Below are 26,799 nucleotides of genomic sequence, written 5' to 3'. Positions count from 1 at the left end.
TTCTCACCTGTATGATAAAGTTAATCTCATGCAATCTGGCAATCCTCCAATATCGAAATAAGTATAGCCAAAAACAAATCTTTTGTAAACAATTTCAAATCCGGTGTAATAGGCATCTGGTTTCATTAAAATGCCTGCTTTAAAATTAAGCGGTTTTGCCAGCATAAAACTCTGTCCAAATAATAACCTGTCATGCTTCCTGTTATCATTAAAATATATAGCATAGAATGTTAATAGCTCATCAGCCTGCCAGAATAACGAAAAACACAGCTCGGGATTATTATTGAAACTTTCCTTTTTAAAAGCGAGATTATCAATTATAGCGCTCAGGTTGAAACTGCGGAACTTTAAGCCAGCTCCAAATGCAAAGACATTAGATGTAGAATTATAATAATTTACACCGTAACTATATTCCTTTCTCGAATAGCCCAGTCTCATAAAAATACTATTATAAACAGGTTTTTGCAAATATAATGAAAGCATTGTTGATTTATAAAGCTCGTTTATACCGTAATCCCGGAAACTGACCGCTAATGAGCCAAACTTAGAATGGATGCTGGCGCCGGCAAATATCCAGTTAAGGGAGCTGATTTTGTATAATGAGGCATTGCGGAAAACAACATCGATTCCCTGATTTTCACATGAATTGCAGGCAAAGCTGAAACAGTTCGGTTGGGGAACATACAAATCGCCAATCAGCATGAAATCGGGACCCTCTAAGGCATATGCTGATGCTGATATGAGCAATAAGACAAGAATAATCTTTTTCATGGCGCTATCGCTATGGGAATGTTTTCATAAGCATTAATGGCATCAGTGATTTTAAATGATATTATATACAATCCCGGCGCAAGCGGGTAGTTATTATCGCCGGTCATATTCCATATTATCGTGCCGTAAGTATTATCTGAATTATTTAAAAGCGTTTTCAATTTTCGCGCCGAATCATCATAAACCGCCAGATTGATTTTAGAGTCAACAGGCGCTGAATATGAAATCGTTATAAATTTATTAATACCGGACAGACTAATTAATCGAGGAGCAGCCTCAAGTATATAGTCATGGTTATCTGATGGGCATGCTGAATTTTCTCTGCCCGGAGTCGAACCGGATGGATCATAACAGGGATGCCAGGCTGATAATTCATCGCTAACATCATTACGCTCGATGCTGCGGCCGTCATCCGATGGCTCATGCCAAATATACTGATCGATTATAACGCTGTCGGCGTTTAATAGACACAAAGTATCACATGAGTTCCTTAAAGATATACCGGCTTCGATAACAACATAATTTTCATATACGGCATCGCCCCACACGCCTGATGAATTGCCCCAATAATTCTCAAAGCAAACGCCGCCATCAGTTGAATATAACCGTCTGCATACAACTAAATATGAATAAGCCGAATCAATTGCCTCCTCCGGGAAAGAAATAGCATTATCGCCATCGACAAGTATATAATTGCCAAGATCTATATGATTGGAACTGTTGTTATAAATCTCAAGCCATTCTAAAGAGGCAGAACCGTTTGGTTCGTTTGCCAATATCTCGCTCAGGATAATTTCGCCTTTTAACGGATAGCACAATATAGACACAGCGATTATAACCCAGAATAGGAATTTCATAGCATTTTCTCAATTTTTATATTCACCCGGATGCCTTTATAAAAAGCGGCTTCGGCAATAATATTGATGCCGCTATCGGATATAAATTCCTCGCCAATGAATAACCTGTTATAGCCGTTAAAATAGTTTCTTATATTCAGGAATATAGTAAAATTATCTTTTACGCTCTTGGAGAATTTTAAAAACGTATAGCTTTTATCATTAGCCGGATTAGCATTGTCGATGAAATATAATTTCATTCCCGATTGCCGCATCATCGGGTAATCCTTTATATCCAGTCCTGCTTTCAGCCAGAAATAGCGATTCTCATTGCGGGAATTTACCGAGGTAAGGGCAAACAGTTTCAGATGACTTGTAATCGGCTTCCTAAATCGGGAACTAAATGATGAATTTATTCTATCATCGAAAGAATTGCTCCACAACATCAAACCAAAAGACATATAAGGGATAAAATATTTTACAGCCATACCGGCTTCGCCTGCCTGGGCGCTTCTAAAACCAAGATTCTGTTCATCAGGGTAAAATGATTGATAATCGGATGCAGATGGTCCCGAGCAATTATAGCTATTAAAATCATCATCATAATGCCAGAATTCAGTTCGGATGCTGACATCGCTCAATCGGCGCTCTCCTCTTATGAATAAGCCGTTCGATTTATTGATGTAAGCATATTCGCCCGACAAGCTGAAATCATCGTCAGATAGTTTTATATTTATGCCGGCTGACAAACGGTTATCATCCATACCGTCACTTACAAACCGGTTATATCCCAACGAAAAACCGACAGCCAATGAATTGATATTATAATCAAAGCCTGAACCTATAAAAGTTTTCTGACTACTATTATATTTCTTCTCCGAATAATAAAATCTTCCGCCAAAATTACCGTTATGTCCGGCAAACTTGATTCCGTTGTAATAGCTGTTCAACGGATATATAAAATCAGAACTGCTGTCATCATTAAGACCAACACTGGGACGATAGTCAAAACGGCCGATTGCCAGCCCATAACCTTCATCTGCCGTATAATTGCCTATTGTAATTTCAAACGGTTCCGCCGGCCAGAATAGCGCTCTTTTTCGCCACGAATTTTCGCCCTCGCTTTCTTTCGATTCGGCAGACATCCTGATATTTTCTCTTTGCCAGTTTACATAATAGTAGTTTGCTGATTTTTCGATGTCCTTGCTGTATCTCCTTAACCCTGCTTTGCCTTTTAACGGAAACAGATATTCAGACCAAAAATCATTATAGAAAGGTTTATCCGGCTCGGTTATTAAATCATTTCTTTCAAGCGCTCCCAAAGCTGCCAAATCAAGCGGCATCAAGCCGCCAACGTTATATGAATTGAGCAGGGTTGAGAATATATCGCTGTTAATTTCCCCATCATAGTAGGCCTGATAAAGGTCATCAAGGCATTCAATATCATAAACCAATGAAGCTGATTTAACCGGCATGGTTAATATTGAAGCAATCAAAATAATAGCGGTGAAAATAATTATTGCAAGCCGTATTTTCTTAATTTTCGATAAAGCGTTCTTTCGCCTATTCCTAAAATTGCCGCTGCCCTTTTGCGATTTCCTCCCACCTCCTTTAATGTTTTAGCTATGAGAATTTTTTCATTTTCATTCATATTTAATATTTTTTCTTGTTCGGGAAGTCTAACATTTTCATCAGGAGATTTCTGAATGTTTTCGATAATCAATATGCGCAAGGCATTTATTTCTTCTTTTAAAGAGAGCAAAGCCTGAAGTATCAACTGGCGTTCGGCGCTTTCGGGAGTGCGTCCGGTGGGAACAGGCAGCTCGCTGTCATGCAGAGATTTTTCCTGAAGGTATTTTTCAAAAGCGGCTTGAGTAATAACTCCTTTATTGGATAATATCAGCAGAGACTCGACGACATTTCTTAACTCTCTGACATTGCCAGGCCAGTGATATTTCATAAATAACTTCATCGCCCCGTGTTCAATCGGATTGCTTTTTGTGTAGACCGCATAGCGTGATTTGCTGATAAAATATCTGGTTAATAACGGTATATCTTTTGGTCGGGCAACCAAAGGCGCTACCGGAATATTAATAACATTCAATCGGTAATAAAGGTCTTGCCTGAAGCTGCCGGCGGCTACATCCTCTGCCAAATCTCTGTTAGTAGCGAATATCAAACGGGTATCAACGGTAATGTTTTTTTGCCCGCCGACACGATAGAAACATTTTTCTTCTAATATGCGAAGAAGCTTCACCTGCAGATCTTGCGAAAGCTCGCCGATTTCATCGAGAAATAAAGTGCCGCCGGAGGCCTGCTCGAAATGGCCTATTCGCCTGCCGACTGCGCCTGTAAATGACCCCTTCTCATGGCCGAACAGTTCCGATTCCAAAATTCCGGGCGCTAATGAGCCGATGTTTAAGCTCACAAATTTATCCTCCGGTTTGCCGGATTTATCATGAATTGCCTTAGCCACTTTCTCCTTGCCCGCACCGGATGGTCCGGTAATCAAAACGGTAATATCAGTAGGAGCAACTTGCTCAATCATTCGAGCAACGCCGATAAGCTCTACCGACCTGCCTACGAAATTGCATGAGGCGATAAGTTTCCTGTCATTGAGATGATTAATTATGCCGTCAACAATTGTCTCATAGTCGACATAAGTTAAAAATATCTGGTCGGTATATTGCTCAAACACCTCCAGATGCATATCGGCAGTTGCCAGAAGAATTGTTTCGGGCATTTCGAGATAAATCCTTTCCAGCAGGCGCGGGATTTCTTTCTCAAATTTCAAATTATAGAAAATTACTTCCGGGGGTTCTTTCTTTATTGCAGAAGCAAAGGATTGTTTATCGGTAAATACCTGGACATCAAAAGACCTTTGCTTTAATACCTCTGCTAACCCTTCGCAGAATTCTATTTGCGGTCCGTAAATTGTTATCATTTTTTTCGTTTGTTCCGTTTGCTTTTTCTCCCCTGCTTCAATTTTTCAGCAGGCATAAAATCAATCTCTCTTTTTTCTTTATCAACTTTTACAACAACTATCTTGATTCTGTCGCCGAGACGATAGCGTTTATTGTTTCTTCTGCCGATTGCCTGATGTTTGGCATCATCATAAATATAATAATCATCATCGAAAGAAGAGTAGGATAAGAAACCATCGGTCATTAAATCGTCAACCTCGACAAATAAACCGGAACGCACAACACCCGATACTACGCCGCTATATACTGCTCCGATCCGGGTTGAAAAATATTCCACCATTTTAATCTTTAGCGATTCCCGTTCGAGTTCATTAGCTTGAAGCTCCGTTTGCGAGCAATGCCTGCCGGTGTTCTTTATGCCGTCTCTTAGTTTGGCGGCGGTCGATGAGTTAAGTTTTTTGTTGATATATAACTTGACCGCGCGATGCAGATGTAAATCGGGATACCGCCTGATGGGCGAGGTAAAGTGCGTGTATGTATCAAACGCCAGACCGAAATGACCGATATTATCAGGCTGATATACAGCCTTTGCCAAAGACCTTAAAAGCAAACGGTGGATGAATCCCTCATCATCTTTGCCGGAAACCATATTTAAAACACGCTGAAATTTCTTAGGTGTAATATCGCCTTTAAAGCTGAATTTATAACCCATTTCCCTTAGAAGCTCGGCGAAATTATTTACTTTCAGTTTATCGGGTTTGTCATGAACGCGATATAGAATCGGCGCAGAGATTGCCCGCATCGTTTTAGCAACGGCGCAATTTGCCATCAGCATAAATTCCTCTACCAAGCGATGGCTGTCATAACGCGGATAACGGAATATATCTACAACATTGCCCTCTTTATCAAGTACGATTTTCGGTTCGGGAAGGTCGAAATCCAGACTGCCGGCTTTTATCCTTTTGGCTCGTAATTTTGAAGCAAGCTTATTCATGTTTGACAGCGATTCGGTAAATGGTTCAAGTTTTGGTGATGGTTCGCCATCAAGGCATTTTTGAACCTCTATATAATTTAGCGAAGCGCCGCTCTTGATTACGCTCTCGACTATCTCATGATGCTTTAAGCTGCCATGCTTATCAAAATCCATCATAACGCTTAATGCCAACCTGTCAACGCCTTCATGAAGGCTGCACAGGTCGGCGGATAATTTTTCAGGGAGCATCGGGATTACTCTGTCGACTAAATAGATTGAGTTGCCGCGCAGAAAGGCGTCTCTATCAAGCCAACTATCCTTTTTTACATAATGTGAAACATCAGCGATATGCACTCCCAGCCTTATCAAGCCATCTCCCAGCTTCTCGATACTGACAGCGTCATCATGGTCTTTGGCATCGGCAGGGTCAATTGTGAAAACCGTTAAATTCCGCAAATCGGTTCTTCTGTTTAGCTCTGATTTAGGGATAGTCTTTCTTATTTTTCGCGTTTCTGTTAGAGTCTGAGATGAAAACTCCTCAGGAACGCCGGATGACTTAATTAAAGCATCAATATCGACACCGGGAGCGCCGGCAGGACCCAAAATTTCAACTACTTTGCCTGTTGGGGGAAGATAATCGGCGCGCCATTCATCGAGAAGAATAACCGCTATATAATCTGGTTTTACAGCAAAACCATCAGGCGGGGCAAGTTCGATTTTAGAATCGATATTCGGATCATTGGGATTCAAACGCCAACCATAGCGGGTTTTTTCCAATTTCCCTACAAGCTGCTTACCTTCGCGATGAAGAACTTTTATAATTCTGCCTTCCCGGTTTTTGCCAAGGCGAAACTTTTTAAGTTCGGCAATTACAGTTTCGCCATGAAGGGCGCCGCCGAGTTCAGAATCGGGAATAAACATTTCCTCAGAGTTATCATCGGGGATTAGGAAACCGAATCCACTTCTGGCAACTATCAATCTGCCCTTAACTTTCCCCACATAGGATGGAACAGTAAGCCGTCCCCCGCGAAGGCGTTCAATTTCGCCCTCGCTAATCGCCTCTCTAATTATCCGTCTAAAAGCGCGGTAATCAGTTTTCGGGATTTTCATCAATCGGGCAAATTCCCTGATCTTTGGAGAACCGGAACAATTGCTTAAAGCGATTTTTATATCATCCAAGGTAAGTTCTTTCATATTGGGATAAATATTACTGAAATTACACCGCAATGTCAACAACAGATGAAAAGAGAGTTTTCCTGTTTTTATTCAATTATAAATCGGATCCGCAGGACGCTTTTGATACAGAAGGCCTTTTTCAGGCTAAAAAGTCAAAGGCAAAATCCGGTTAGAGTTTCCCCATTTTTCCAAAAACATGATTTCCACTTTTTGAGAATGCTAACTCTATGAAATAAATTAAATTATAAAGAATTTATGCAGGATTTCGGGGAAACTCCTGTTAAGAATAACAAGAACTTCCCCAAAAAAATCAAATAGCATCCCAAGTTCATTAGACAAGCCTTTCCAGGCCTGTGTTGGGGGTCTGTAGGTTTTCCCGGTTGAGGCAAACTATATCGTGTATATCAATAGTCAGGGCGGACAAACCTGATACTTGCTGCTATATCTCTGTGCACACAGCAGGAAATTCGTCAAACCTTAAAGAGTAATGTAAATATGACGATAATTTAATTGAATGCTATAACCATATACAACCCGAATGGGGGATACCGTGATAATATGCAAAAAATGCGGCGCTGAGAATAAACTTGGCGAATCAAAATTCTGCAAGAATTGCCTGGCACCGCTTAATCCATCAAGCATTAGCAAAAAGGCTGTTAAGTCGGCGGCTTCTTCTACATCAGCAAGCGACAAGAGCACTGTTAATTTAAATATAGATAATGAAAATTTATCTGAACCGGATAGAAATATCGCTGATGATGACGGATTTGAAATTAAAGAAGTTGACTTCGATGATTCGTCAATGGGATTAGTATCATCTGATGACGAAGACAATGACGCTTTGCTTATTAAGGATGATAAAGAAGAGACCGCTGCTGAAAAAATTGATGATGACATGATTGAAATTAACAAAGACCTAACATTATATCGCGACGACGAAATGCAGATAACAATGGAACATACTGAAGATGGTCCAGCAATCACGCTAACAGATAGATCCGATATTAACGATACATCGGAACAGACGTCCTTAGAAGCTGAAAATGAGACCGATGATAAGGATGAGCCTCCGGTTTTATCAGAGCAAGATTTGGAAATCCAATCCGATGAAGAAAACAGCATGACTCAAAAAATCATTATTAATCCGCAACTTAAAGATAAGACTGTAAAACCGCAAGAAGCCAAAGAATCAAACTCAACTGACGCTGCACCATCAACCTCTGAAAAAATTTCAACGCCCTCTAAACATGATTTGAAAACAGCTCTTGCAAAAACCAACAAGGATACACTTATCAGAAAAGATAAACCCGATAAATTGCCAGACCTAAAACCATCCCGCCTTGTTCAATCTCATGGAGTAGCCTATTTTGACGGAAATTCAATTACAATCCCCGGCGGTTTTAAACCCTCATCCGGCGAAATTGTTAATGTTGGCAATAAGTCTTTTAAGTTGAAAGAGAAACAAACTAATAAATTGCAGCTATATGCCGGTATCGGCGGAGGCGTTCTTTTTCTGTTTGTTATGCTTATAATACTCTTTGGCGGCAATTCATCAGGGAAAGGCCAAATAGTAGGTATTCTGCAGGATCCGCTTACCGGTAAACCAGTACCTAATGCAATGGTTACTGTTAAGGAACTGGGTAAAACAACCCAGACAAGCTATGCAGGCTTTTTCACATTCAATTTGGTACCGACCGGGAATTATACGGTCGAGGTTATGAGCGAGGGAGTAGCCATTTTGAAGCAGGAGGGAACTTATGTTATTGGTGATAGCACCACCACGCTAAGTTTTGCTCTTCCATCAGATGAGCAAGAACTAATTGAGCCGATAAGCGCATCTAATACTATTGGGAAAACTGCCAATAAACCGGCGAGTCAACTATCAAATAATTATTGTTTCCTAAAATTAAAAATTGTGCCTCCAAAAAATTCAAAAGTATATTTAGACGGCAAATATATCGGCAAAGGTTCGCAGACATATAAAATACCCACAGGAAAACATAAGGTTACAGTTAAAAACTCCAAATATAAAGATTATAATTATAGTATCAATATTCCCACTAACCAGATTAAATCATATACTTTTAAATTAAAAAAAGCCAAAAGCTCAAAAAAACAAACCAAGAAAAGCAATGAAGATATTGCGACAGAGCTTGAAGAAAAAGGCAAATATAGCGAAGCCCTCACATACTACAACAAGGTCATTTCCTCCGATGAGAGTAATATTGAGGCGTTGATGGGGCAGGCGCGGTGTTATAAGGCCAAGGGTGACTCCAAGAAATCATTATCATCCTACCTGAAAGCAAGTAAAATCGCCAAGGCTCAGAACGATGACGCCGCTCAGCTAAGCGCCTTGACAGGCGTTCTGGAGATAAACTCGAATTACCTTACCGCCAGATACAACAGGGGATTGATTTATCTAAATCAGGGAGAAAACTACCGCGCGGCTCAGGATTTCAGCAAGGTAATCGAAATCGATAAACGTCATTTGAACGCCTACTATAAACTCGGTGAGGCTTATTACAAGTCGAAAAATTATCCCGCCGCGCTGGAGGCATACGAGGATGTTCAGAAACTAAATTTTGCCGATGCCAAACCTTATGCTTACATAGCCCAGTGTTATATGAGGATGGACGACAAGAAGAACACAAAAAAGAATTATAAAAAATTCAACAAGAATGCGAATGCATCCACCAAAAGTAAATTCGATTCGGATTCCGAATGGCAAAAAGTAAAGCAAATGATTGGTAAATAGCCGGAACAAGTAAAATATCAGACATTATCATAGCCGCCGGATAAAAATCTGGCGGCTTTTTATTTGCATGGTTAGATTATAAAATAGTTGGCGTACGTCCTCGTGCACCAACGTTTTATTATTCCCTTCTTGAGATATTAGGGTTCAATGCCCTTATGTTTTATTTGTTAAAGACGTATTATTCCCCTCTTGAGAGGGATTAGGGGTATGTTTCTAACGCTAAGTGTTCAATATCATTCCGAATAATTTATTAATTTATTTGTAGCTCCATTGCGAAATATTGGTTAACATTAGCTATTATGGAAAACAATAATACTCTTAATGATAATAACATCGACAGCCAAAAAATACCATTGGCGCAAAAAGTTATACTGGCTGTAATCCTGCTTGGTTATCCATTGTTTTCAACATTGATGTATTATATAAACCCACCATCGGAAAGACTCATTGAATCCCGGATTATTCAGGTTTATGTGCCAGCCTTATTTTTTCAGATGATGATAATATTTGGCATCGTATTTACAATCCTTAAAACGCCTGTTGCGGCAAATGCGGATAGATGGGGACTTTCCAAAAGCTTAACCAGCCTGGGTATAAAAAAATCCGATTTCAGTATAATTAATTTAGCTGCGGGGATTGTCTTTTTATTTGCCGCAGTTATCGTATTAAATATTATCTCAAACATAATCAACTATTACAATATTTTTCAGGCTGAGGATATCGCCTACCTTTTGCCCCGAACGTCAGGCGAGAAAGTTTTCTGGATAATTATATCTATTGCTGCCGGTATCGCTGAAGAAATCTGTTTTCGGGGATATGTTATCAGCCGTATGGCAAGGCTAACCGGTAATATCTGGCCGGGCGTTTTGCTGGGTTCGATAAGTTTTGGCTTTGGGCATCTTTACCAGGGATTGTCGGGAGTTGTGCTGATTAGTATCTATGGGTTTATGTTTTGTCTGTTATATTTGGCGCGCGGCTCGCTGATACCTTGTATAATTGCGCATGCACTGCAGGATATTCTGGCGGCATTTGCGGTTTGATGAAAACAGTTGTCGGGCATAGCGATATAACACGCAATAATAATTCAACAGTAAAACCAAGGTTAATATCCCGCATTACTGACAAATCTTAATCCGCCATAAGCGAACTCCTCTGCCAGAACTGTCGGAAATAACTTCCGGCAGCACAATAATAAATCCAAATTGATATACATCAGCGCGTAGGGGTTTATTGCATGTGCCCTCTTTGTTATTTTTCGGTGAAATCAACGATTATTCATAATAAATAGTATAGTGAAAACGATTTATAGAAATGTCTTATGTGATAATTTCTTATATAATATAATTTCAACCTGCCTGCCGGCGGGCATGGCTGCAAAATATAGGATTTAAAATATAATAAAAGCTGGTGGGGGAAGGATTCGAACCTTCGAAGGCTTCGCCGACAGATTTACAGTCTGTTCCCTTTGGCCACTCGGGAACCCCACCAAATACTTAAGTAAGCCTGCTTTTTGCAAGATATTAATTGCTGTCAAACGGCGCTAATGCCTTTATTAAAGCCGGAGAACGGACTCGAACCGCCGACCGGCTGATTACAAATCAGCTGCTCTACCAACTGAGCTACTCCGGCTTGCTTTTCAACAATTACATTTTAAGCGGTGAAAAACGGCTAATACCGCCAATTGTTCTAATTAAGACACAATATCAATTGCCATTGCTGTAAACAGCCAAAATTTTCACTGCCAACCTTAAATATATCGAACAAAACGCCGGTTACTTAACAGGCTTAAAAAATCAATTTTCAAAGAACAAAAGCTGAAGCTGCTGAAAGCTTAGTCGTTTCCTTTTCAGTCCAATATTCAGTTCGGGCAATAAAAACTTTTTAATCGAAGTTGTCAAATAAAAATTTTAGTTATTCAATTAAAAATTAACTGATTACTAAACAGTGATGCTGTCAGTGGTGATTGGTATACGCAGCGATATTGTTGCTTTGTCAACAGCACATGAACCGCAGCGCTTGGTTATAAATTGGATTAATAAACTAATAAGCGCTTTCGGCTTGACGGTGAGCCATATAGGAACTTCTAACCAAAGGTCCCGATTCCACATGTTTAATACCCAGTTTTTCACCAATAACTTTGATTTCCTCAAACTCTTCAGGAGTGTAATACTTTGTTATAGGCAGATGCTTTTTGGAAGGAGATAAGTATTGCCCAACAGTGAAAATCCTGCAGCCAACTCTAACCGCATCGCTTAAAACGCTTTCAATCTGCTCGAAATTTTCCCCCAGTCCAACCATAATTCCCGATTTTATAAGAGTATTCTCCGCCTTTCTAAACGCATGATTTAGAACCTCCAAAGACCTGTTGTAATCAGCCTGAGGCCTTACAGCCGGATAAAGCTCGGGTGCTGTTTCAATATTATGAGCCAAAACATCAGGAGCGGAATCGATAATAATATCAAGCGAATCAGCATTTCCGCCCAAATCCGATATAAGCGCCTCAACTTTGCAGTCAGGCGAAAGATGCCTTATCTGCCTGATAGTCTCGGCGAATATCTCCGCGCCGCCATCCGGCAAATCATCGCGGGTTACCATGGTTATAACCGCAAATTTAAGCTTTAGCCTTCTAACGGCATCGGCTATTCTGTTCGGTTCATCGGCATCAGGAGGCGCCGGTTTTCCCGGTTTAACATCACAAAAACGGCAGTTGCGGGTACATCTGTCGCCAAGGATTATAAAAGTCGCAGTCCCCGCCGAAAAGCACTCTCCCATATTAGGACAGTTCGCCTCTTGGCAGACAGTGTGAAGGTTAAGTTCTTCTAACAGGCTTTTAACTTCGCCGTAAACCGTCCCAAAATTCGGCTTGATTTTCAGCCATGGCGGTTTGCGTTTGTATTGATTATTATTATTCATTTAATATAGAATTGTACCGTAGGAAGCGTTTACTCCAGGCGGACGCCCTCAGTTTGTTGATAAAGCAGCTTCATTAAATTGAAAACAACATGAGCTATCGCGCGTAGGGGTATATTGTATACACCTTCTTTTATTTTTATATCAAATATTGCAGGTCGGGTTCTCCGCTGCAACGGGGGAGAAGAAGCCCGACTATTTCACTGTATATTCCTCAATCGTTCCAAGCTTCGATATATTTATCTGCTGCCACAGCCGCAGTAGTGCCATCTCCGATAGCGTTGGTTATCTGTTTGCATAACTGCTTTCTGACATCGCCAATCGCGAAAATTCCCTCCACTGATGTCTGCATATTTTCATCGGTGATTATATAACCATTAGGGTCTTTCTTTATCTCAAAATCAAAAAAATCGGAATTAGGAGTAAAACCTATGAAAGGGAAAATAGCGCCGATTTTCAGATTTGTTACTTTGCCGGTTTTGACATTCTTGATATCAATAGATTCAACTAAATCTCCGCCGTTTACTTTATCGACAACGGAGTCCCAGATAAATTCAATTTTAGGATTATCAAAGGCATGCTTCTGGATAATCTTCTGCGCTCTTAACTGGTCGCGGCGATGGATTATATACACCTTGGAGCCGAATTTGGTCAGGTAGATACCTTCCTCTACTGCGGCATCGCCGCCGCCGGCAACCGCAATCACCTGATCTTTGAAAAACGCCCCGTCGCAGATTGCGCAGTATGATACGCCTTTGCCGGTATATTCCGCCTCGCCCGCCACGCCAAGTTTGCGGGGCTGTCCGCCGGTACTAAAAATAACCACTTTGGCTCTGTATGTCTCATTATCGCACTCAACAATTCTGTAGCGGCCATCAAGCTTAATTTTATTAACCGTATCGAAGACTATTTGCAAACCGAACTTAACAGCATGGTCTTTGAATTTCTTAGCCAGTTCACGGCCGGAAATCGACTCAAATCCGGGGTAATCCTCAACCAGCTCGGTATTGGCAATCTGACCGCCCGGCATCATCTTCTCGATGCTAATTGTATTATACTCCGCTCTCGCCGAATACATGCCCGATGTTAATCCGCCTGGCCCGGCGCCAACTATAACAATGTCCAATTCCTTCATTTATTCCTCCAGTATCTAATAATCTATACCTTTTTGGGCAATGACACCCTTATTAAACGGATGCTTAATTTCCTTCATCTCCGTAACCAAATCGGCTCTCTCTATTAAATCCCGATGAGCATCCCTGCCTGTTATCACTATATCCATATTATCGGGTTTTTTATCGAGCAAGGTCAGAACGTCCCCGATATCGATAAGCCTAAGCGAAACCGCCACATTTAGCTCATCGAGAATTATAATATCATATTTGCCGCTGGCAATCAGCTCTTCTGCAAACTTAAGCGTATCTTGGGCGGCTTTTACATGTTCCTCATGGGGAAGATTATCGTCGGAGATGCCAACAAAGCCCTTACCTCCAGTGAAAATTTCCACATTGGGCGAAAGTTTTTTAATCCCATCAAGTTCGCCGCAATGCCAGCTTCCCTTAACAAACTGGACAATAGCCGCTTTCATATCATAGCCGGCAGCCCTGAGGCATATTCCTAAAGCGGCGGTTGTTTTACCTTTGCCGTCGCCGGTATATACTATGATTAGACCTGTCTTTTTCTGCTTTTCAGCCATATTTGCCGCCTTTCATGATTATTATAAACTACCGATTATCATGAGAGGTTTCGGATTTGGGAAAATCTTGGATTTATCCCGATTAATATTCTCTTCTAACACTTTTTGAAACTATATTAATAACGGCTGCAAGTCAAGGATTGGGGTAAGAAAATATTGTATTACACTACTATCCGGCTTTTTCAATAAAATTACTTGGCGAGACATAATAAGTGAATCATGCTTAAATCACAATCTAAAGAGCAACAAGACGTTGAACGACTCTGGCAAACATCAATATTTCACTTTTTACTTTGCATGATATTTCATGCCTGTCCGCCGACAGGAGGAATTAGATTTCAGAAGTCTATTCTTATTCGATGATTATCCATTTACATCATTCCCCCGCCGCGGCGGGGGAATGACATCACTATTGCATCTGCCCAAAGCGGACAAAAGCCCGGACAGTAATGATAGAAATTATACATCAAGTAAGCCTACCGGCATAACACCTATTTCTTTTTCCAATTCCCCTTTATCCAAATCTTGCCATGCTTGGTTTTATTCCAATGCCCGGGTACCCAGACATGCCCCGGTTTGTCTTTAGCCGGTTTTGCAAGCCTATGACTGACTTTCCTTTTTTTTACATCAACCGGTTTGGTCGATTTCTTTTTCCAGTGACCGGGTATCCGAATATAACCTTTTTTGTTCTTCTTCCAGTGCCCTTTAACCCAGCGCCCTTGCGGTTTTTTCACCCAATGCCCGGATACCCAGACAAATTCCTCGCTATCCCATTTCCAGTGTCCGCCAATCCAGACAGCCTCCTTGCCGGGCGATTTGGTTATTATCTCGGCTTTTGGCTGTGGCGGCTTTTTGGCTATATAAACCATATCAGCATAGCCGGATACAAAAAACATTAAAAAAATTAATACACATAGGGCTAAGAATTTTTGGCGCATAATTTCTCCTTTTCATATTATTATCGGCGTATTTGGGCTGGGTTTGAATATAGTTTTATCCGGACGTGTCGCAAGTTGGCGCACGGGGACATACAGCCAACCACATTTCAAGTTGGCGCACGGGGACGTACGCCAACCACGAGGAATTCAGGCAGATACTAATATCAAAGTCTATTTAATATGTGTTACTAAATCTAAGCTTGCCTGATAAAGACCTTGTAAAATCAACATAAATTCTTTAGTTTAACATTTCAATATATAGGTTAGCCTTTGAAATAATTTTCGGAGATATGTCTGATGTTTAAAATAGAATACCCTGAAATACAAGAAATTAATCGTAGAATTTGTAAAACAACGTTATCACAAGGAGAACTTTAGTGAAAAGAGCCGTTTTAATTGTTTTGATATTATTGATGACAGCATGTGTTGAGGCTCAAATAGGCAGCCCGCAATCACTGCCTCCCGGCGACAACCCGCCGCCGACCGTATTCGACCGGATTAAGAACGCCGGTAATGCCGCCGATTTCGATAGCGCCGCTTACGCTATTGTTGTTGACTCATCAGTCAATAGGGTAAATGACTTAGGAATAACATATACGGATAGCTACATCCTGTATAAAGCGCTTACTGATGACGGCTGTAAAAAGTTGGCTGTTCAAACCTGGCATTATGAGCCGCTAACCAATTATGTTGAAATACATGAGGTCAATATCATCCGAGGTGAAAAGTCAATTCCGGTATCGGTTGACGAAATTATCGATTTGCCAGCTCCGCAGCGCGGGATATTCTGGGGCGATAGGAATAAATCGCTCCAGCTTCCCAGACTTTTGGCAGGTGATGGTATCGAAATTAAAACATACCGCAAAGGTTATTCGTATGCCTTGCTCGATCCCAAAACACCCGAGCCGGATGATGAAAATTATATTCCGCCGATGCGCGGACAGTATTTCGATATTGTGCTTTTCGAGGCAACCGTGCCGATTGTGGAGAAAAAATATATCTTGAAACTGCCTGCCGATAAGCGTCTCCACTCGCAGGTATATAATGGACCAATGTATACCAGCACCAGCTATAATGCAGATACAACGACTTACTCCTGGTGGACAAAGGATATGCCTGCTTGGGAACCTCAGCAGTATCGTCCCGATGATACCGACATTATCACCAAGGTTGTATTGGCCACTGTTGAAAGCTGGGAGGCTAAGAGCCGTTGGTTCTTTGATGTTAACGAGCCGCAATTTGAATATACCGATGCTATTAAAGCTAAAGTCGATGAGATTTTCGCCAAAGCCGGCGTTGCTAAGGGAACGGAGGAGGAAAAGGCATTCGAGTTGGTGCACTGGGTTGCTCAGAATATCCGCTACAGCGGTCAAACAATGGGCAAAGGCGAGGGTTATACCTTGCATTCCGGCGCCATGATATTCGAACAGCGGAGCGGCGTATGTAAAGATATTGCCGGTATGCTAATCACCATGATGAGAGCAGCCGGTTTGGATTCTTATGGCGCTATGACTATGGCCGGCAGCCGCATCGAGGAGATTCCCGCCGACCAGTTCAATCATTGCGTAGTTGCTCTTAAGAAAAACGACGGCAGTTTCGAGATGTATGACCCGACCTGGGTGCCGTTTCAAAAAGATGTCTGGAGCAAGTATGAATCAGAACAGCATTATTTAATAGGCAACCCTGAGGGCGAATCGTTAAACCGAATACGGTACAGCCCTCCCGAGGAATCGTCTATGAGAATAACAAATACAGCCAGGATATTCAAAGACTGCTCTTTGGAGGGCACGCTCGAATTGAGCGGAAACGGCACCAGAGATTCCCGTCTGCGCGGTATGCTTAATCGCGGCCGTCTTGCCGATTTGAACAATTACTTAGCCGGGCATCTTCATTACGTTAGCGATAGGATTGAAATAATCAGCTATGAGCATGGCGATTTGCTCGATTTTCATAAAAATATGTGGTGGAAAATAAAATATAGAATTCCCGAATATGCTCTCTTGACTGATAATGGCTATGAGTTTAAAAGCCCCTTAGTAGAATACGCCAATGAAGTTCAGTTGTATTATGGGACAATCGATTGGCCGAAAGAGCGGCGCGATGATTTATTTTTCTATTCGACCAGGCTTATCGACGGTAATGAAACTATTAAATTACCAAAAGGATTTAAAGTTGAAAAGCCTAAGAACAGCAAGAAAATCGATGATACTTATGCCTATTTCAAAGGTGAAAGCAAGATGTCGAAGGATAAGCTAATTACAAAATTTACCGCAAAAATAAATCGCCGTCAGGTTCCATCAGAAGGCTATGCTGATTTTTGCAGGGCTATGAAGGAAGCTAAAAAGTTTAGCAAGACTGTTTTTCGAGCTGAGAAAGGAGGCAAGAAATGAAGACTTTTTATAATAGCATACTTGCCGCATTTATGATTTCGATTTGTCTGGCATTATCAGTTTCTGATGTTTGGGCGCAAAAATCTATCACGGGGATGCAGGATATTGCCGAGCTTTACACCATTGCCGAAAACAGATTCGATTTATCACAGGAAGACGCGGTTTTATTGTTCGATGAGCAGAGAGTCAACTGGCTTCCGGATGGCCGTTTAGTTAATCACATCCATCGCATAATATGGATACAAACCGATTACGCCTTGGAACATTATGGCGACCATCGTATTCCCTATGATGATGCTCATACAGCATTTAATGTTGAAACGGTTCGCACCTGGCGCGATAATCAATGGTGGACAACGGGCAAAACCGGTTTTGTTGAAACTACTCCTTTTGCTCTTGAGAAAGCCTATGATTATTCAAACATGCGCGAGATGATGCTTTTGCATAACGGCATCGAACTGCCCTGCATACTCGAGGTGGCTTATTCTATTGAGGATAAGGAACCATTCCGCAAGGGAGCTGACGGCTTATGGACATTTGCCCGCAATGAACCGGCAGTGCAGTCATGGTTTTGTTATGGATTGCCAACAGGGCAAAAGCTTAAAGTATTCACATCGGAAGGAGTGCCGGCGCCTGAGAAAATCGCTAATCAGGAGTTGGGTCTTGATACCTATTGGTGGAAAATGGGGACTGTTGAAAGCAAACCTCGTCCTTTGGTAAATGACCCGGCGGCGGGTGTTCCGTATATTGTCTGGTCAACCTGGGATAGCTGGCCTGAGTATGGCAAACACTTGACTGATTGTTTTACAAAAAACATAGCAATCAATAAGCCTGTAAAAAAATCACTTGATTCACTTTTATATGACGCTCGAACGGAAGCAGAAAAAGCTGATTTAATAGTGGATTATATAAACCAGAAAACCAGAATTATTAACTATCCGGAGCATTTCTGGCAGTCTTTCCCGCGTGATGCTTCCCGCGTTTTCAACACTGCCTATGGCCATAATCTTGATAGGGCAATACTATCTGCAGCTCTTTTCAAAAATGCGGGAATCACCATACACCCGGTATATATCAGCAGAGGATATGGCAATATCAATGATGGAATACCTTCATTATCACGGATGAATAATGTCGTTTTATGGTTAACAGGACAATATCTTGATGCTTATTATAACCCTCAAAGCGGAACTGTTGAAAATGGCTCTAAAAACATTTATGGCCGCACCGTATGGATTGCTGATAATAACGATATACCGGCTGTTGCCTTTGACCGAACAGACAAAGTAAGTCAAATTGATATTAGTATAAATTTGGTTTATAACAGCAAGAAAGAGATATTTACCGGCAAAGGTTTTTTATACGCTGATAATTATCTAAGCCCCTATCATAAAATGGAAGGCTTATCCAATGAATCGAAAAACTATCTGAATTCTGTAGTCTCAGGACTTATTAAGGGCGCCAAAATAACGGCTTGCAATCCGGTAAAATTCAGCCGCTTTATGACAGCAATGGGATTCGAATTGGAATTGAAAAAACCGGCGCCGGATGATTTTGAAAGGCTTTCCTTTGAGATAGGCAATCCCTCGGGCGGCATTATTGCTAATTTGCCCAATGATGTTCATTTATACCATCAGGAGCGAGCATCGGAAATTGTTCTTCCATGCTTGATGTCCCAAAAAGTTGAATTTCGGTTGGATAAGAAAGGTTTGGATATAATCCATACACCGGCTGATTACTTTTTAAATAATGGTGTTGGCAGTTTCTCGGTTGAGACATCTCAGCATGATGACAAGGTTATAATAAGCCGGTCGCTTAGATTGAAACAATCCTCATTTACATCCGGCGATTGGCCTAAACTGCGCCAACTTCTTCTATCTGAAAGCTCGAAGAAAAATATTACTCTGCTTTTTAAGGCTGAAAAAGATGACAAGAAAGATAATCAAGATGAAAAGGATACTGCCAGTAAATAAATTATAAGGGGTTATAATATTTTTTACATGCTTTCGGAATAACTCTGGCTGATAAATGCTGTTTAATAACCAGAGGGTGTATCCGCCTGATGCGGACGACGAGGCGATACTATAAAAAATAATAAGGCGAGCCTACATAATAGACTCGCCTGTTTAATTACAATTTGCGTTAAAAGCTATTATTTACGCTTTCTGCTTTTGGCTTTCTTTTTTGCGGTTTTCCTTTTGGAATCATCAAAAAATTCACCCAGTATGGATTCAAAATTCGGCAAACCGATTTCCTGAAGTTCATATTTGACGCGAGTGGAAGGCTTCTTTATTTTCAGTATGCGGCGCAAGTCTATTGGAGTGCCAATTACGACCGAATCGGCTTTAACTCTAGCGATTGTTCTTTCGAGGTCTTTAACCTGCTTGTCGCCATAGCCCATCGCCGGCAGAAGAATGCCAATATCGGGATATTTTTTAAAAGTTTTTGTTATGGAACCGACTGTGTACGGTCTTGGGTCAATCAATTCGGCAGCGCCAAATTTATTGGCGGCAACCGTGCCGGCGCCATATGCCATTTCGCCGTGTGTTAAGGTCGGGCCATCCTCAATAACCAGCACTTTTTTGCCGGTAATCACCGAGGAATTTTCAACAAATATCGGTGAGGCTGCATCGATAACTACTGCTTCCGGATTCAGCATCGCAATAGATTCTCTAACCTCTTCAATGTCCTCAAGTGATGCCGTATCAATTTTGTTGATGACGATAATATCGGCAAGCAGAAGGTTGGTTTCGCCCGGATAATATGAGAGTTCGTGTCCGGCGCGGTGAGGGTCTACTATTGTAATCTGGATATCCGGCTGATAAAACGACATATCGTTATTGCCGCCATCCCAAATTATAACATCCGCCTCTTTCTCGGCTTCACGGAGAATCATTTCATAATCAACGCCGGCATAAACCACAACGCCGCTCATGATATGAGGTTCGTATTCCTCTATCTCCTCGATAGTGCATTTATGCTTTTTAAGGTCGGACAGTTTCGCGAAACGCTGGCAGGCTTGCTTGGCAAGGTCGCCATAGGGCATCGGATGACGGATAGCGACTACTTTCTTGCCGAGCCCCTGAAGGACCTGACATACCCGGCGGGTTGTTTGAGATTTGCCGCAGCCGGTACGAATCGCGCAAATAGAAATAACCGGCTTCTTGGATTTAATCATAGTTTCATTTGTGCCCATCAGTTTGAAATCAGCGCCGCAGGCATTCACAACTGCCGCCATTGACATTACATATTCATAGGGAACATCGGAATAGGCAAAAACTACTTCATCGACATCATGCTGATCAATAAGAACCGGAAGTTCTTCCTCAGCCACGATTGGAATACCTTTGGGATAAAGTTTGCCGGCCAGTTTAGCCGGATATTTTCTGCCATCGATATCGGGAATCTGGGTAGCGGTAAAGGCTACTACATCGTATTGTTTGTTATCGCGGAATACGCAATTGAAATTATGGAAATCACGGCCTGCCGCGCCCATAATGATGATTTTTTTCGCTTTCATGATATTAGTAAAGCTCCTTTCTTACACAAAAATATAAATAAGTTCGCAATTTGATTTTAATTTGCAGCTGATTAATATCACAGCTTAGTGATCAAACAGCTTTTTCGACCAGTAAATCATGGGGGCATTATAGCGATAAGAATTTTAAAGTCAACTGGTTTCTTTGCAGGAACTTCCACAAAATATTTTACCGAGTGGATACTATTCTGTCCCCGCCGCGCGCTGCCTTCGGTTCGCCTGAGGCGGAGAACCCTATTTTGCTTGACATATATCAAAGCAAACAGTTATTTTGTTACTACTGTAAACGTAATAGAGGTTATCTGATTTTGAGACACTTTATACTAATCATTTTGATAATTGCATTTGCTGTGCAAGGCTGCTCAAATTCCGAAAAAGAAAAATCCAAGTCAGCCGAAATCTCAAAACTGCCGGTCGATTTTTTTCAGGAAGAAATCACTTTAAGCGTATCTGATAGCATCGCTTCTGTCAAGGGAGTTTATTATTTCCGCAATAATACCTCAAGGGATTTCGATATGCCTGTGCTTTTCCCATTTTACATTGACAGTCTTTCGTTGTTTCCGCATCAAATAGAGGCACATTATTTTGATGATGGAATTGAAAAGGAACTGCCCTACGAGAATAGAGCAAACTTTAACGGCATCAGCATGAAAATACCGCTTAAAGCAAATGATGTTTCTGTCTGGAGGCTTGATTATCAGCAGAAAATCAAAGCTAAACAGGCTGTATATATAATAACCTCGACCGCCGCTTGGCAAAAACCTTTGGAGCAGGCAGCATATTATTTTGTCGTTCCTGAGACTTTCACTGATATTGCGGTCTGGCCGGAACCGGATACCGTTTACCACGAAAACGGCGCGAAAGTGTATAAAAGCGTTCGACTGGATTTCATGCCCCGGCAGGATATGAAAATCAGCTGGAAATAGTGTTAACTTTTAAGCTTTAGTGCAAGGTGGGATTTTTGAAAACTTAAAAGGAGGTATGGTTATGTTGAAAGCAAAGGTTTTTGTCTGCTTTGTTGTGGTTTTTGTAGCTTGCCAGTTGTGTCTGGCTAATCCGATTCCGGATAAGTATATAGGCTATATAAATGTTGATCCGCCTGAAATAGGCATTTATTCGCTTGATGAATTTGATATTTCCGGCGCATTGATAATCACAGCCAGCGATACGGCAACTGTAAATTCAGAAGTTATTGTTCCATCTAATTGGAATATGGAACCATTAGATGAACCGTTTATTTTAAACTCAAGCAACACCAGCGGATTTATTATTAATTCCGAAGGGGATTTCATTTCCATATTTCCCGAAGTCAATTATTATATCGAGCCGGTTTATTTTGGACAACCTGGTTTATTTCCAGCCCCAATAGCGGGACATCCTATCGAGCTTTATGTGTTTAACTCTCCCTATGAACCGATGACCCAGATATTTCACTCTTACAGCGATGCTTTTCCAAGCTGGGGATGGCATGATGAAATTGTTCTTAATGAAATCAATACCCACAATACTAAGAACAATGTTTCAAACTTCATCGAATTATATAATAAGACAGATTCGGAGTTATCTCTTTCGGGCTGGCGGCTTGTTTGCGATGCAGTATATGATTTGCCAAACGATGCCTTAATACCTGCACATGGGTTTTATGTCCTGGAGGAAAATACTTTTCCTGACCTGTTCGATATGGATTATCACAGAGATAATATCTATTTAGTGCGATATGATTCACTTGTTGATCAAGTTGGTTGGTCATCCGACCATGGCGAAGATGTTGCTTTTATGAGATTTCCCGATGGAGACGCTGAAGCCGACACTGGTTTTATGTGGTTTTTCAATGATTTCAAGGGTTATAATGATGCGACATCTTCTACTTTTGAAAATGGTTTCCCGACACCCGGCGCGCCAAACCGCTATGATTGCCCCGGCTTTGTTGTAATCAACACCCACGCTGACTCCATCGGGAGCAGCGAAGTTAGAATTAGCTGGACAAATCCTCTTTGGGATGATGACTTTGAATTGTCGGTGCTTGTAAAAAGAACCGATCGCTTTCCTGTAAACTATAATGACGGCGAAGTTCTTTATTTGGGAACAGACCGGCAATTTAAGGAAATGTTTATCCCGCTAAACACTACGGTCTATTACACCTTATTCGCCCGCAAAAATGATGGCAGTTATTCATCGCCAACCGATGAGTCGAGAGCAAGCTTTCGGTTCGGCAGCACAAATATTGATAAAATGCCATTGCCTTTGAAAATCAGCTCCATTAATTGCTATCCAAATCCGTTTAATGCTCAGACGAAAATATTATTTACGCTTGCTAATGATTCCTATATCAAATTGTCTGTATATGATATCACCGGCCGCTTAGTTGACATTCTATCTGAGGGCAGGTTTACGACCGGCAAACATGCGATAGTCTGGAACGCCTCGGATAAACCATCGGGAGTATATTTTTACAGCTTGCAAAGCGATGAATTTACCCAAACAAAGCGGTTGGTTTTACTGAAATAGAAAAACAGGCTGTTAATAAAAAGATTGATAATAGTAATTTTTCAAATACGTAATTCGTAGGGGCATCCGTCGAGGTGGACGCTCCTACGCGTTATTAAGCGGCTGGCGTACATCCTCGCGCGCCAACATAACAATAGCAATAAATTACTACTTTACTATTCCAGCCCAAACTTTTTGCTTAGCAAAAACTCCCGCATATGAGACCGCAATGCCTCCGGTGCTGTCGAAGCCAGCCTTCGGGCGGTATGTTCGCACCATGAGTATTCATCATCGGGAATCTCTTTGCCGGTCGGTGATGATACTTTTCGACGCGGTCCATCATATAGGCCAGTCAGGCGAATAACCTCATCGTATTCATCGAGCTGCGTTTGCAGATTGCTGTCGTCATATTGCTCGGCATGAACAATAATATCCCGGCCAAACCGCGGCTTAATCATCGGGCTATGGTCAGGATAACCGAGACAAATCCCCATCAAAGGATACACTTTTTCAGGCAAACCAAGAAGCTCGGATACCTCTGCCGGGTTATTGCGTATTCCGCCTATCATCACGCCGCCAAGTCCGCATGACTCGGCGCCGGTAAGGATATTCTGGGCGGCTAAAGCGGCATCGACAGTGGCTGTGATAAACATCTCGATATAGCTGTCCTGAAACTCGCAGCCCTGCCTGTCGCAAACTTTCTGAAGTCTTAACAAGTCGGGACATATAACCAAAAACACCGGACAGCTTTTAACCCAGGGTTGATTGCCGCAGAGTTCCGCCAGCTTTTCTTTTTTGGCGGAGTCTTTTACGATGATAATCGAATAAGCCTGCAGGTTTGATGATGTTGACGCTTGACGGGCGGCTTGAAGAATGGAATCAAGCAGGTTGTCCGGTATAGCCTGCTGTTTATACTTTCGCACAGATTTGTGCGATGCCATAGTTTTTAATATTTCATTCATAATTAAAATATATTCTCTTTTGACTTTTAAATCAAATTAAAATATAAAACTGTTATTGTGGCTGGCGTACGTTCTCGTGCGCCAGTTTGTTGGTAGACGGGGACGTCCACCAACCACGAGTAATGTATTCATAATTAAAATATAAAACTGTTAAGGAGGAATTTATGACAAAAAGAATGATTATAGTGGCATTGTTAATTTCAATTGCATCAACTTGTATTGCTCAGGAAATACAAGATTCATCAAGTGCAGACCGTCTGGGGCAGGCTCTTGAGGAAGTGGGATTTAACCGTTCCGACCTTGGCTATCAGCCTAAGGGCTATTGGAACCGTTTTCCTAATCCAAAACTAATCCCGCACATACTGCCATTTTTCGAGGACCTGTTTGCCGAACCTATGCGCACTTATGATTATGCCAAAACAATGGGCAATACTATCGCGTTCTATATGGAGCCGGAGTATTTCGACACTGCGGGCACCAGCCTTCACCGGATTGTCTATATGCTGGGAGTCGATAGGAAAATTACCGGATTCAGAAACTACAGTGTAAACCTCGACCCAAAACCGGACTCTATGGCGCCGATGCTGGAGGCATTTACCCGGATACATTACTCGGAATGCAAACAGGCCAACTTCATTTCGTTTGGCGATAAATATGGCGGACCTGATATTAGCAAAGAATTGGCAGAAAAACTTGAGCCTTTGCCTATTGAGCTTCAAAAGATAATCGCGGCGTTGATGCTTAACCTGTATGATGCCTACAAATGGCGGCAGATTGCGGTTCGCAATCTCGACTATGAAGACATGGCATCACTTTTTGCAATAAAGGATTTAGCTGAGACTATCGGCGACGGGCAGGTTTATTATCCTCAAATAGATGATATCGCCTCAAGATTGGATGAGCATTCACTTTATTATAGCTGTATGAAAGCCGTTCAAGCCGCTCAGACATGCTACCAAGATCTCAAAAAGTATCTGAGTATAACAGATGACAAGCTCTCGAAAATCAATTTCGAGTATGATTGCCCTTATGGCAAAGTAATAATTTTGGGCACTGATGATGATGAAACTGATTATCGGGACGCCGCTATATTAATCGATTTGGGCGGCAATGATCACCATAGCGGCATAATAGGCGCTACTCCGTCGCTGGATGTTCCCATAAGCATAGCTGTTGATATGTCCGGCAAAGACACCTATGTAAATAACGACCCTGATATGCTTTCACAGGGCGCAGCTATCCTTGGCGCGGGGATATTAATCGATGGCGGCGGCAAGGATAATTATATATCAAAAAGAATGTCTCAGGGCTGCGGTATGTTTGGACTGGGTTTGCTTCTCGATATTGACGGCAATGACGACTACAAACTCGAAACAAGCGGACAGGGCTGCGGCTATTTTGGGCTTGGTTTTGCGCTTGATATCGAAGGGGATGACAATTGGTATATCTATGGTGATGGCCAGGGATTCGGCGGTGTCGGCGGCATCGGTGTTATTGCTGACTACAGAGGGGATGACAAATATACCGCCGAACCTTCTGCGGATGTAGTTGACCGCGGCGATTATCACTCCAAGCATAAAATAAATGTCAATGCCGCGCAGGGTGCCGGTATGGGGCGCCGCGGGGATGGTTCCGATGGTCATAGCTGGGCTGGCGGACTGGGAGCATTGATTGATATAAAGGGCAATGATGAATACTATTCCGGCAACTGGACTCTCGGCTGCGGCTACTGGTTTGGGATGGGATTGGTATATGAGGGCGCGGGGGATGATCTGTACAAGTCCGTATATTTTACTCAAGCCTCCGGAGCACATTATTGTATCGGAGCTATACTTGATGAAAGCGGCAACGATACACACGAATTATGGGAAACCGCCGGTGCCGGAATAGCTTTTGGCTGGGATTATACTAACGCTCTGCTATTTGATACCGGCGGCAATGACCGCTATATCGCTAAAATAATTTCCTTGGGCTGCGCTCAGATTCGTTCCAATGCCATGCTGTTCGATATCGGCGGCGATGATTATTATCAGCTTCAGCAAGACCAGCAGGGTTTCGGCGCCGCCGCCTATAGGGACAGCTATGACCACCCTAACCAGTTCTCGCCTTTTGACGCCTATGCGAAATCATTCGGTCTGCTTTTAGATATAGGCGGCGAGGACAAGTATTTCGATTGGATAGAAGACAACAAAAAGAAAGTAATCAGTAAAAAATGCCTTAATAATTCAATCTGGTTTTCCCCTGCCAAGGATGATGAACACTATGGCGCCAATAATTACGGAGTTGGCATGGATGTTGAGGAAGGTCGAATACCGGAACTGGAGTTTTTCAAAGATTAAGAAGCTGTTTTGTCAACAAACTGAAGCATCGGTTGCATTCGGTCAAGCCTCAAGTCCGCTTGAGATGAATTGACCTACCGGATTCGATACATCGATAGTCAAAA

18 protein-coding genes and 2 tRNA genes are annotated in these 26,799 nt (G+C 41.9%); 7 read left to right on the top strand and 13 right to left on the bottom strand.

From position 1 onward, the window contains the following. Window positions 1-3 precede the first annotated feature (3 nt). The 5 genes from J7K40_05345 to rnr are packed head-to-tail and all read right to left on the bottom strand — an operon-like array spanning window position 4 to window position 6,698. A complete protein-coding gene (locus tag J7K40_05345; protein ID MCD6161821.1) occupies window positions 4-771 on the bottom strand; it encodes a hypothetical protein in 768 nt (255 codons plus the stop codon). Next, window positions 768-1,628: a lamin tail domain-containing protein gene (locus tag J7K40_05340; GenBank protein ID MCD6161820.1), complete on the bottom strand. Its 861-nt coding sequence runs from the start codon at window positions 1,626-1,628 to the stop codon at window positions 768-770. The genes J7K40_05345 and J7K40_05340 overlap by 4 nt, the downstream gene beginning before the upstream one ends. Then, a complete protein-coding gene (locus J7K40_05335) occupies window positions 1,625-3,103 on the bottom strand; it encodes a hypothetical protein (protein MCD6161819.1) in 1,479 nt (492 codons plus the stop codon). Before J7K40_05335 ends, J7K40_05340 begins: the two co-directional genes overlap by 4 nt. A 20-nt stretch (window positions 3,104-3,123) precedes the next feature. Then, window positions 3,124-4,551: a sigma-54-dependent Fis family transcriptional regulator gene (locus tag J7K40_05330; GenBank protein MCD6161818.1), complete on the bottom strand. Its 1,428-nt coding sequence runs from the start codon at window positions 4,549-4,551 to the stop codon at window positions 3,124-3,126. After that, the gene (gene rnr / locus J7K40_05325) at window positions 4,548-6,698 is read right to left on the bottom strand and encodes a ribonuclease R (GenBank protein MCD6161817.1); all 2,151 of its coding nucleotides are present in this window, start codon (window positions 6,696-6,698) and stop codon (window positions 4,548-4,550) included. The genes J7K40_05330 and rnr overlap by 4 nt, the downstream gene beginning before the upstream one ends. A 532-nt stretch (window positions 6,699-7,230) precedes the next feature. Between rnr and J7K40_05320 the strand changes: the two genes are divergently transcribed. Both J7K40_05320 and J7K40_05315 read left to right on the top strand, forming a co-directional pair. Continuing rightward, entirely contained in the window at window positions 7,231-9,435 is a 2,205-nt protein-coding gene (locus J7K40_05320; GenBank protein MCD6161816.1) for a carboxypeptidase regulatory-like domain-containing protein, read from the top strand. A gap of 299 nt (window positions 9,436-9,734) precedes the next feature. Then, the gene (locus tag J7K40_05315; protein ID MCD6161815.1) at window positions 9,735-10,475 is read left to right on the top strand and encodes a CPBP family intramembrane metalloprotease; all 741 of its coding nucleotides are present in this window, start codon (window positions 9,735-9,737) and stop codon (window positions 10,473-10,475) included. A gap of 365 nt (window positions 10,476-10,840) precedes the next feature. Here the strand turns inward: J7K40_05315 and J7K40_05310 are convergent. The 6 genes from J7K40_05310 to J7K40_05285 form a co-directional block, all read right to left on the bottom strand. Then, window positions 10,841-10,922: transfer RNA gene (locus J7K40_05310), tRNA-Tyr, on the bottom strand. Window positions 10,923-10,991: 69 nt separating this feature from the next. Further along, window positions 10,992-11,064: transfer RNA gene (locus tag J7K40_05305), tRNA-Thr, on the bottom strand. Window positions 11,065-11,475: 411 nt separating this feature from the next. After that, a complete protein-coding gene (gene lipA / locus J7K40_05300) occupies window positions 11,476-12,348 on the bottom strand; it encodes a lipoyl synthase (protein MCD6161814.1) in 873 nt (290 codons plus the stop codon). A gap of 211 nt (window positions 12,349-12,559) precedes the next feature. Then, entirely contained in the window at window positions 12,560-13,480 is a 921-nt protein-coding gene (trxB, locus tag J7K40_05295) for a thioredoxin-disulfide reductase (protein ID MCD6161813.1), read from the bottom strand. Between the two features lie 15 nt (window positions 13,481-13,495). Then, entirely contained in the window at window positions 13,496-14,041 is a 546-nt protein-coding gene (gene cobO, locus J7K40_05290; GenBank protein ID MCD6161812.1) for a cob(I)yrinic acid a,c-diamide adenosyltransferase, read from the bottom strand. A gap of 491 nt (window positions 14,042-14,532) precedes the next feature. Next, window positions 14,533-14,979: a YXWGXW repeat-containing protein gene (locus J7K40_05285; GenBank protein MCD6161811.1), complete on the bottom strand. Its 447-nt coding sequence runs from the start codon at window positions 14,977-14,979 to the stop codon at window positions 14,533-14,535. A 377-nt stretch (window positions 14,980-15,356) separates the two neighbouring features. On the opposite strand from J7K40_05285, the gene J7K40_05280 reads away from it, so the two are divergent. Both J7K40_05280 and J7K40_05275 read left to right on the top strand, forming a co-directional pair. Beyond that, window positions 15,357-17,369, top strand: a complete 2,013-nt coding sequence (locus J7K40_05280) for a DUF3857 domain-containing transglutaminase family protein (GenBank protein ID MCD6161810.1) — start codon at window positions 15,357-15,359, stop codon at window positions 17,367-17,369. After that, the gene (locus J7K40_05275; protein MCD6161809.1) at window positions 17,366-19,342 is read left to right on the top strand and encodes a DUF3857 domain-containing protein; all 1,977 of its coding nucleotides are present in this window, start codon (window positions 17,366-17,368) and stop codon (window positions 19,340-19,342) included. Before J7K40_05280 ends, J7K40_05275 begins: the two co-directional genes overlap by 4 nt. Before the next feature lie 179 nt (window positions 19,343-19,521). On the opposite strand, the gene J7K40_05270 is transcribed toward J7K40_05275, so the two are convergent. Beyond that, window positions 19,522-20,889, bottom strand: a complete 1,368-nt coding sequence (locus tag J7K40_05270; protein ID MCD6161808.1) for a GTPase — start codon at window positions 20,887-20,889, stop codon at window positions 19,522-19,524. Window positions 20,890-21,257: 368 nt separating this feature from the next. Here J7K40_05270 and J7K40_05265 point away from each other — a divergent pair, with 368 nt between their 5' ends. Beyond that, the gene (locus tag J7K40_05265; GenBank protein MCD6161807.1) at window positions 21,258-21,833 is read left to right on the top strand and encodes a hypothetical protein; all 576 of its coding nucleotides are present in this window, start codon (window positions 21,258-21,260) and stop codon (window positions 21,831-21,833) included. A gap of 61 nt (window positions 21,834-21,894) precedes the next feature. After that, window positions 21,895-23,415: a lamin tail domain-containing protein gene (locus J7K40_05260; GenBank protein MCD6161806.1), complete on the top strand. Its 1,521-nt coding sequence runs from the start codon at window positions 21,895-21,897 to the stop codon at window positions 23,413-23,415. Window positions 23,416-23,570: 155 nt separating this feature from the next. Here J7K40_05260 and J7K40_05255 read toward each other — a convergent pair whose 3' ends face one another. After that, a complete protein-coding gene (locus J7K40_05255; protein MCD6161805.1) occupies window positions 23,571-24,356 on the bottom strand; it encodes an NADPH-dependent oxidoreductase in 786 nt (261 codons plus the stop codon). Between the two features lie 164 nt (window positions 24,357-24,520). Between J7K40_05255 and J7K40_05250 the strand changes: the two genes are divergently transcribed. Next, window positions 24,521-26,695 (top strand): hypothetical protein, encoded by a 2,175-nt coding sequence (locus J7K40_05250; GenBank protein MCD6161804.1) that lies wholly within the window; start codon window positions 24,521-24,523, stop codon window positions 26,693-26,695. Window positions 26,696-26,799 lie beyond the last annotated feature (104 nt).

The sequence above is a fragment of the Candidatus Zixiibacteriota bacterium genome (assembly GCA_021159005.1).
Classification (GTDB): Bacteria; Zixibacteria; MSB-5A5; order UBA10806; family 4484-95; genus JAGGSN01.
Note: the sequence above shows the minus strand (reverse complement) of the source record. Positions and strands in the feature narration are given on the sequence as shown.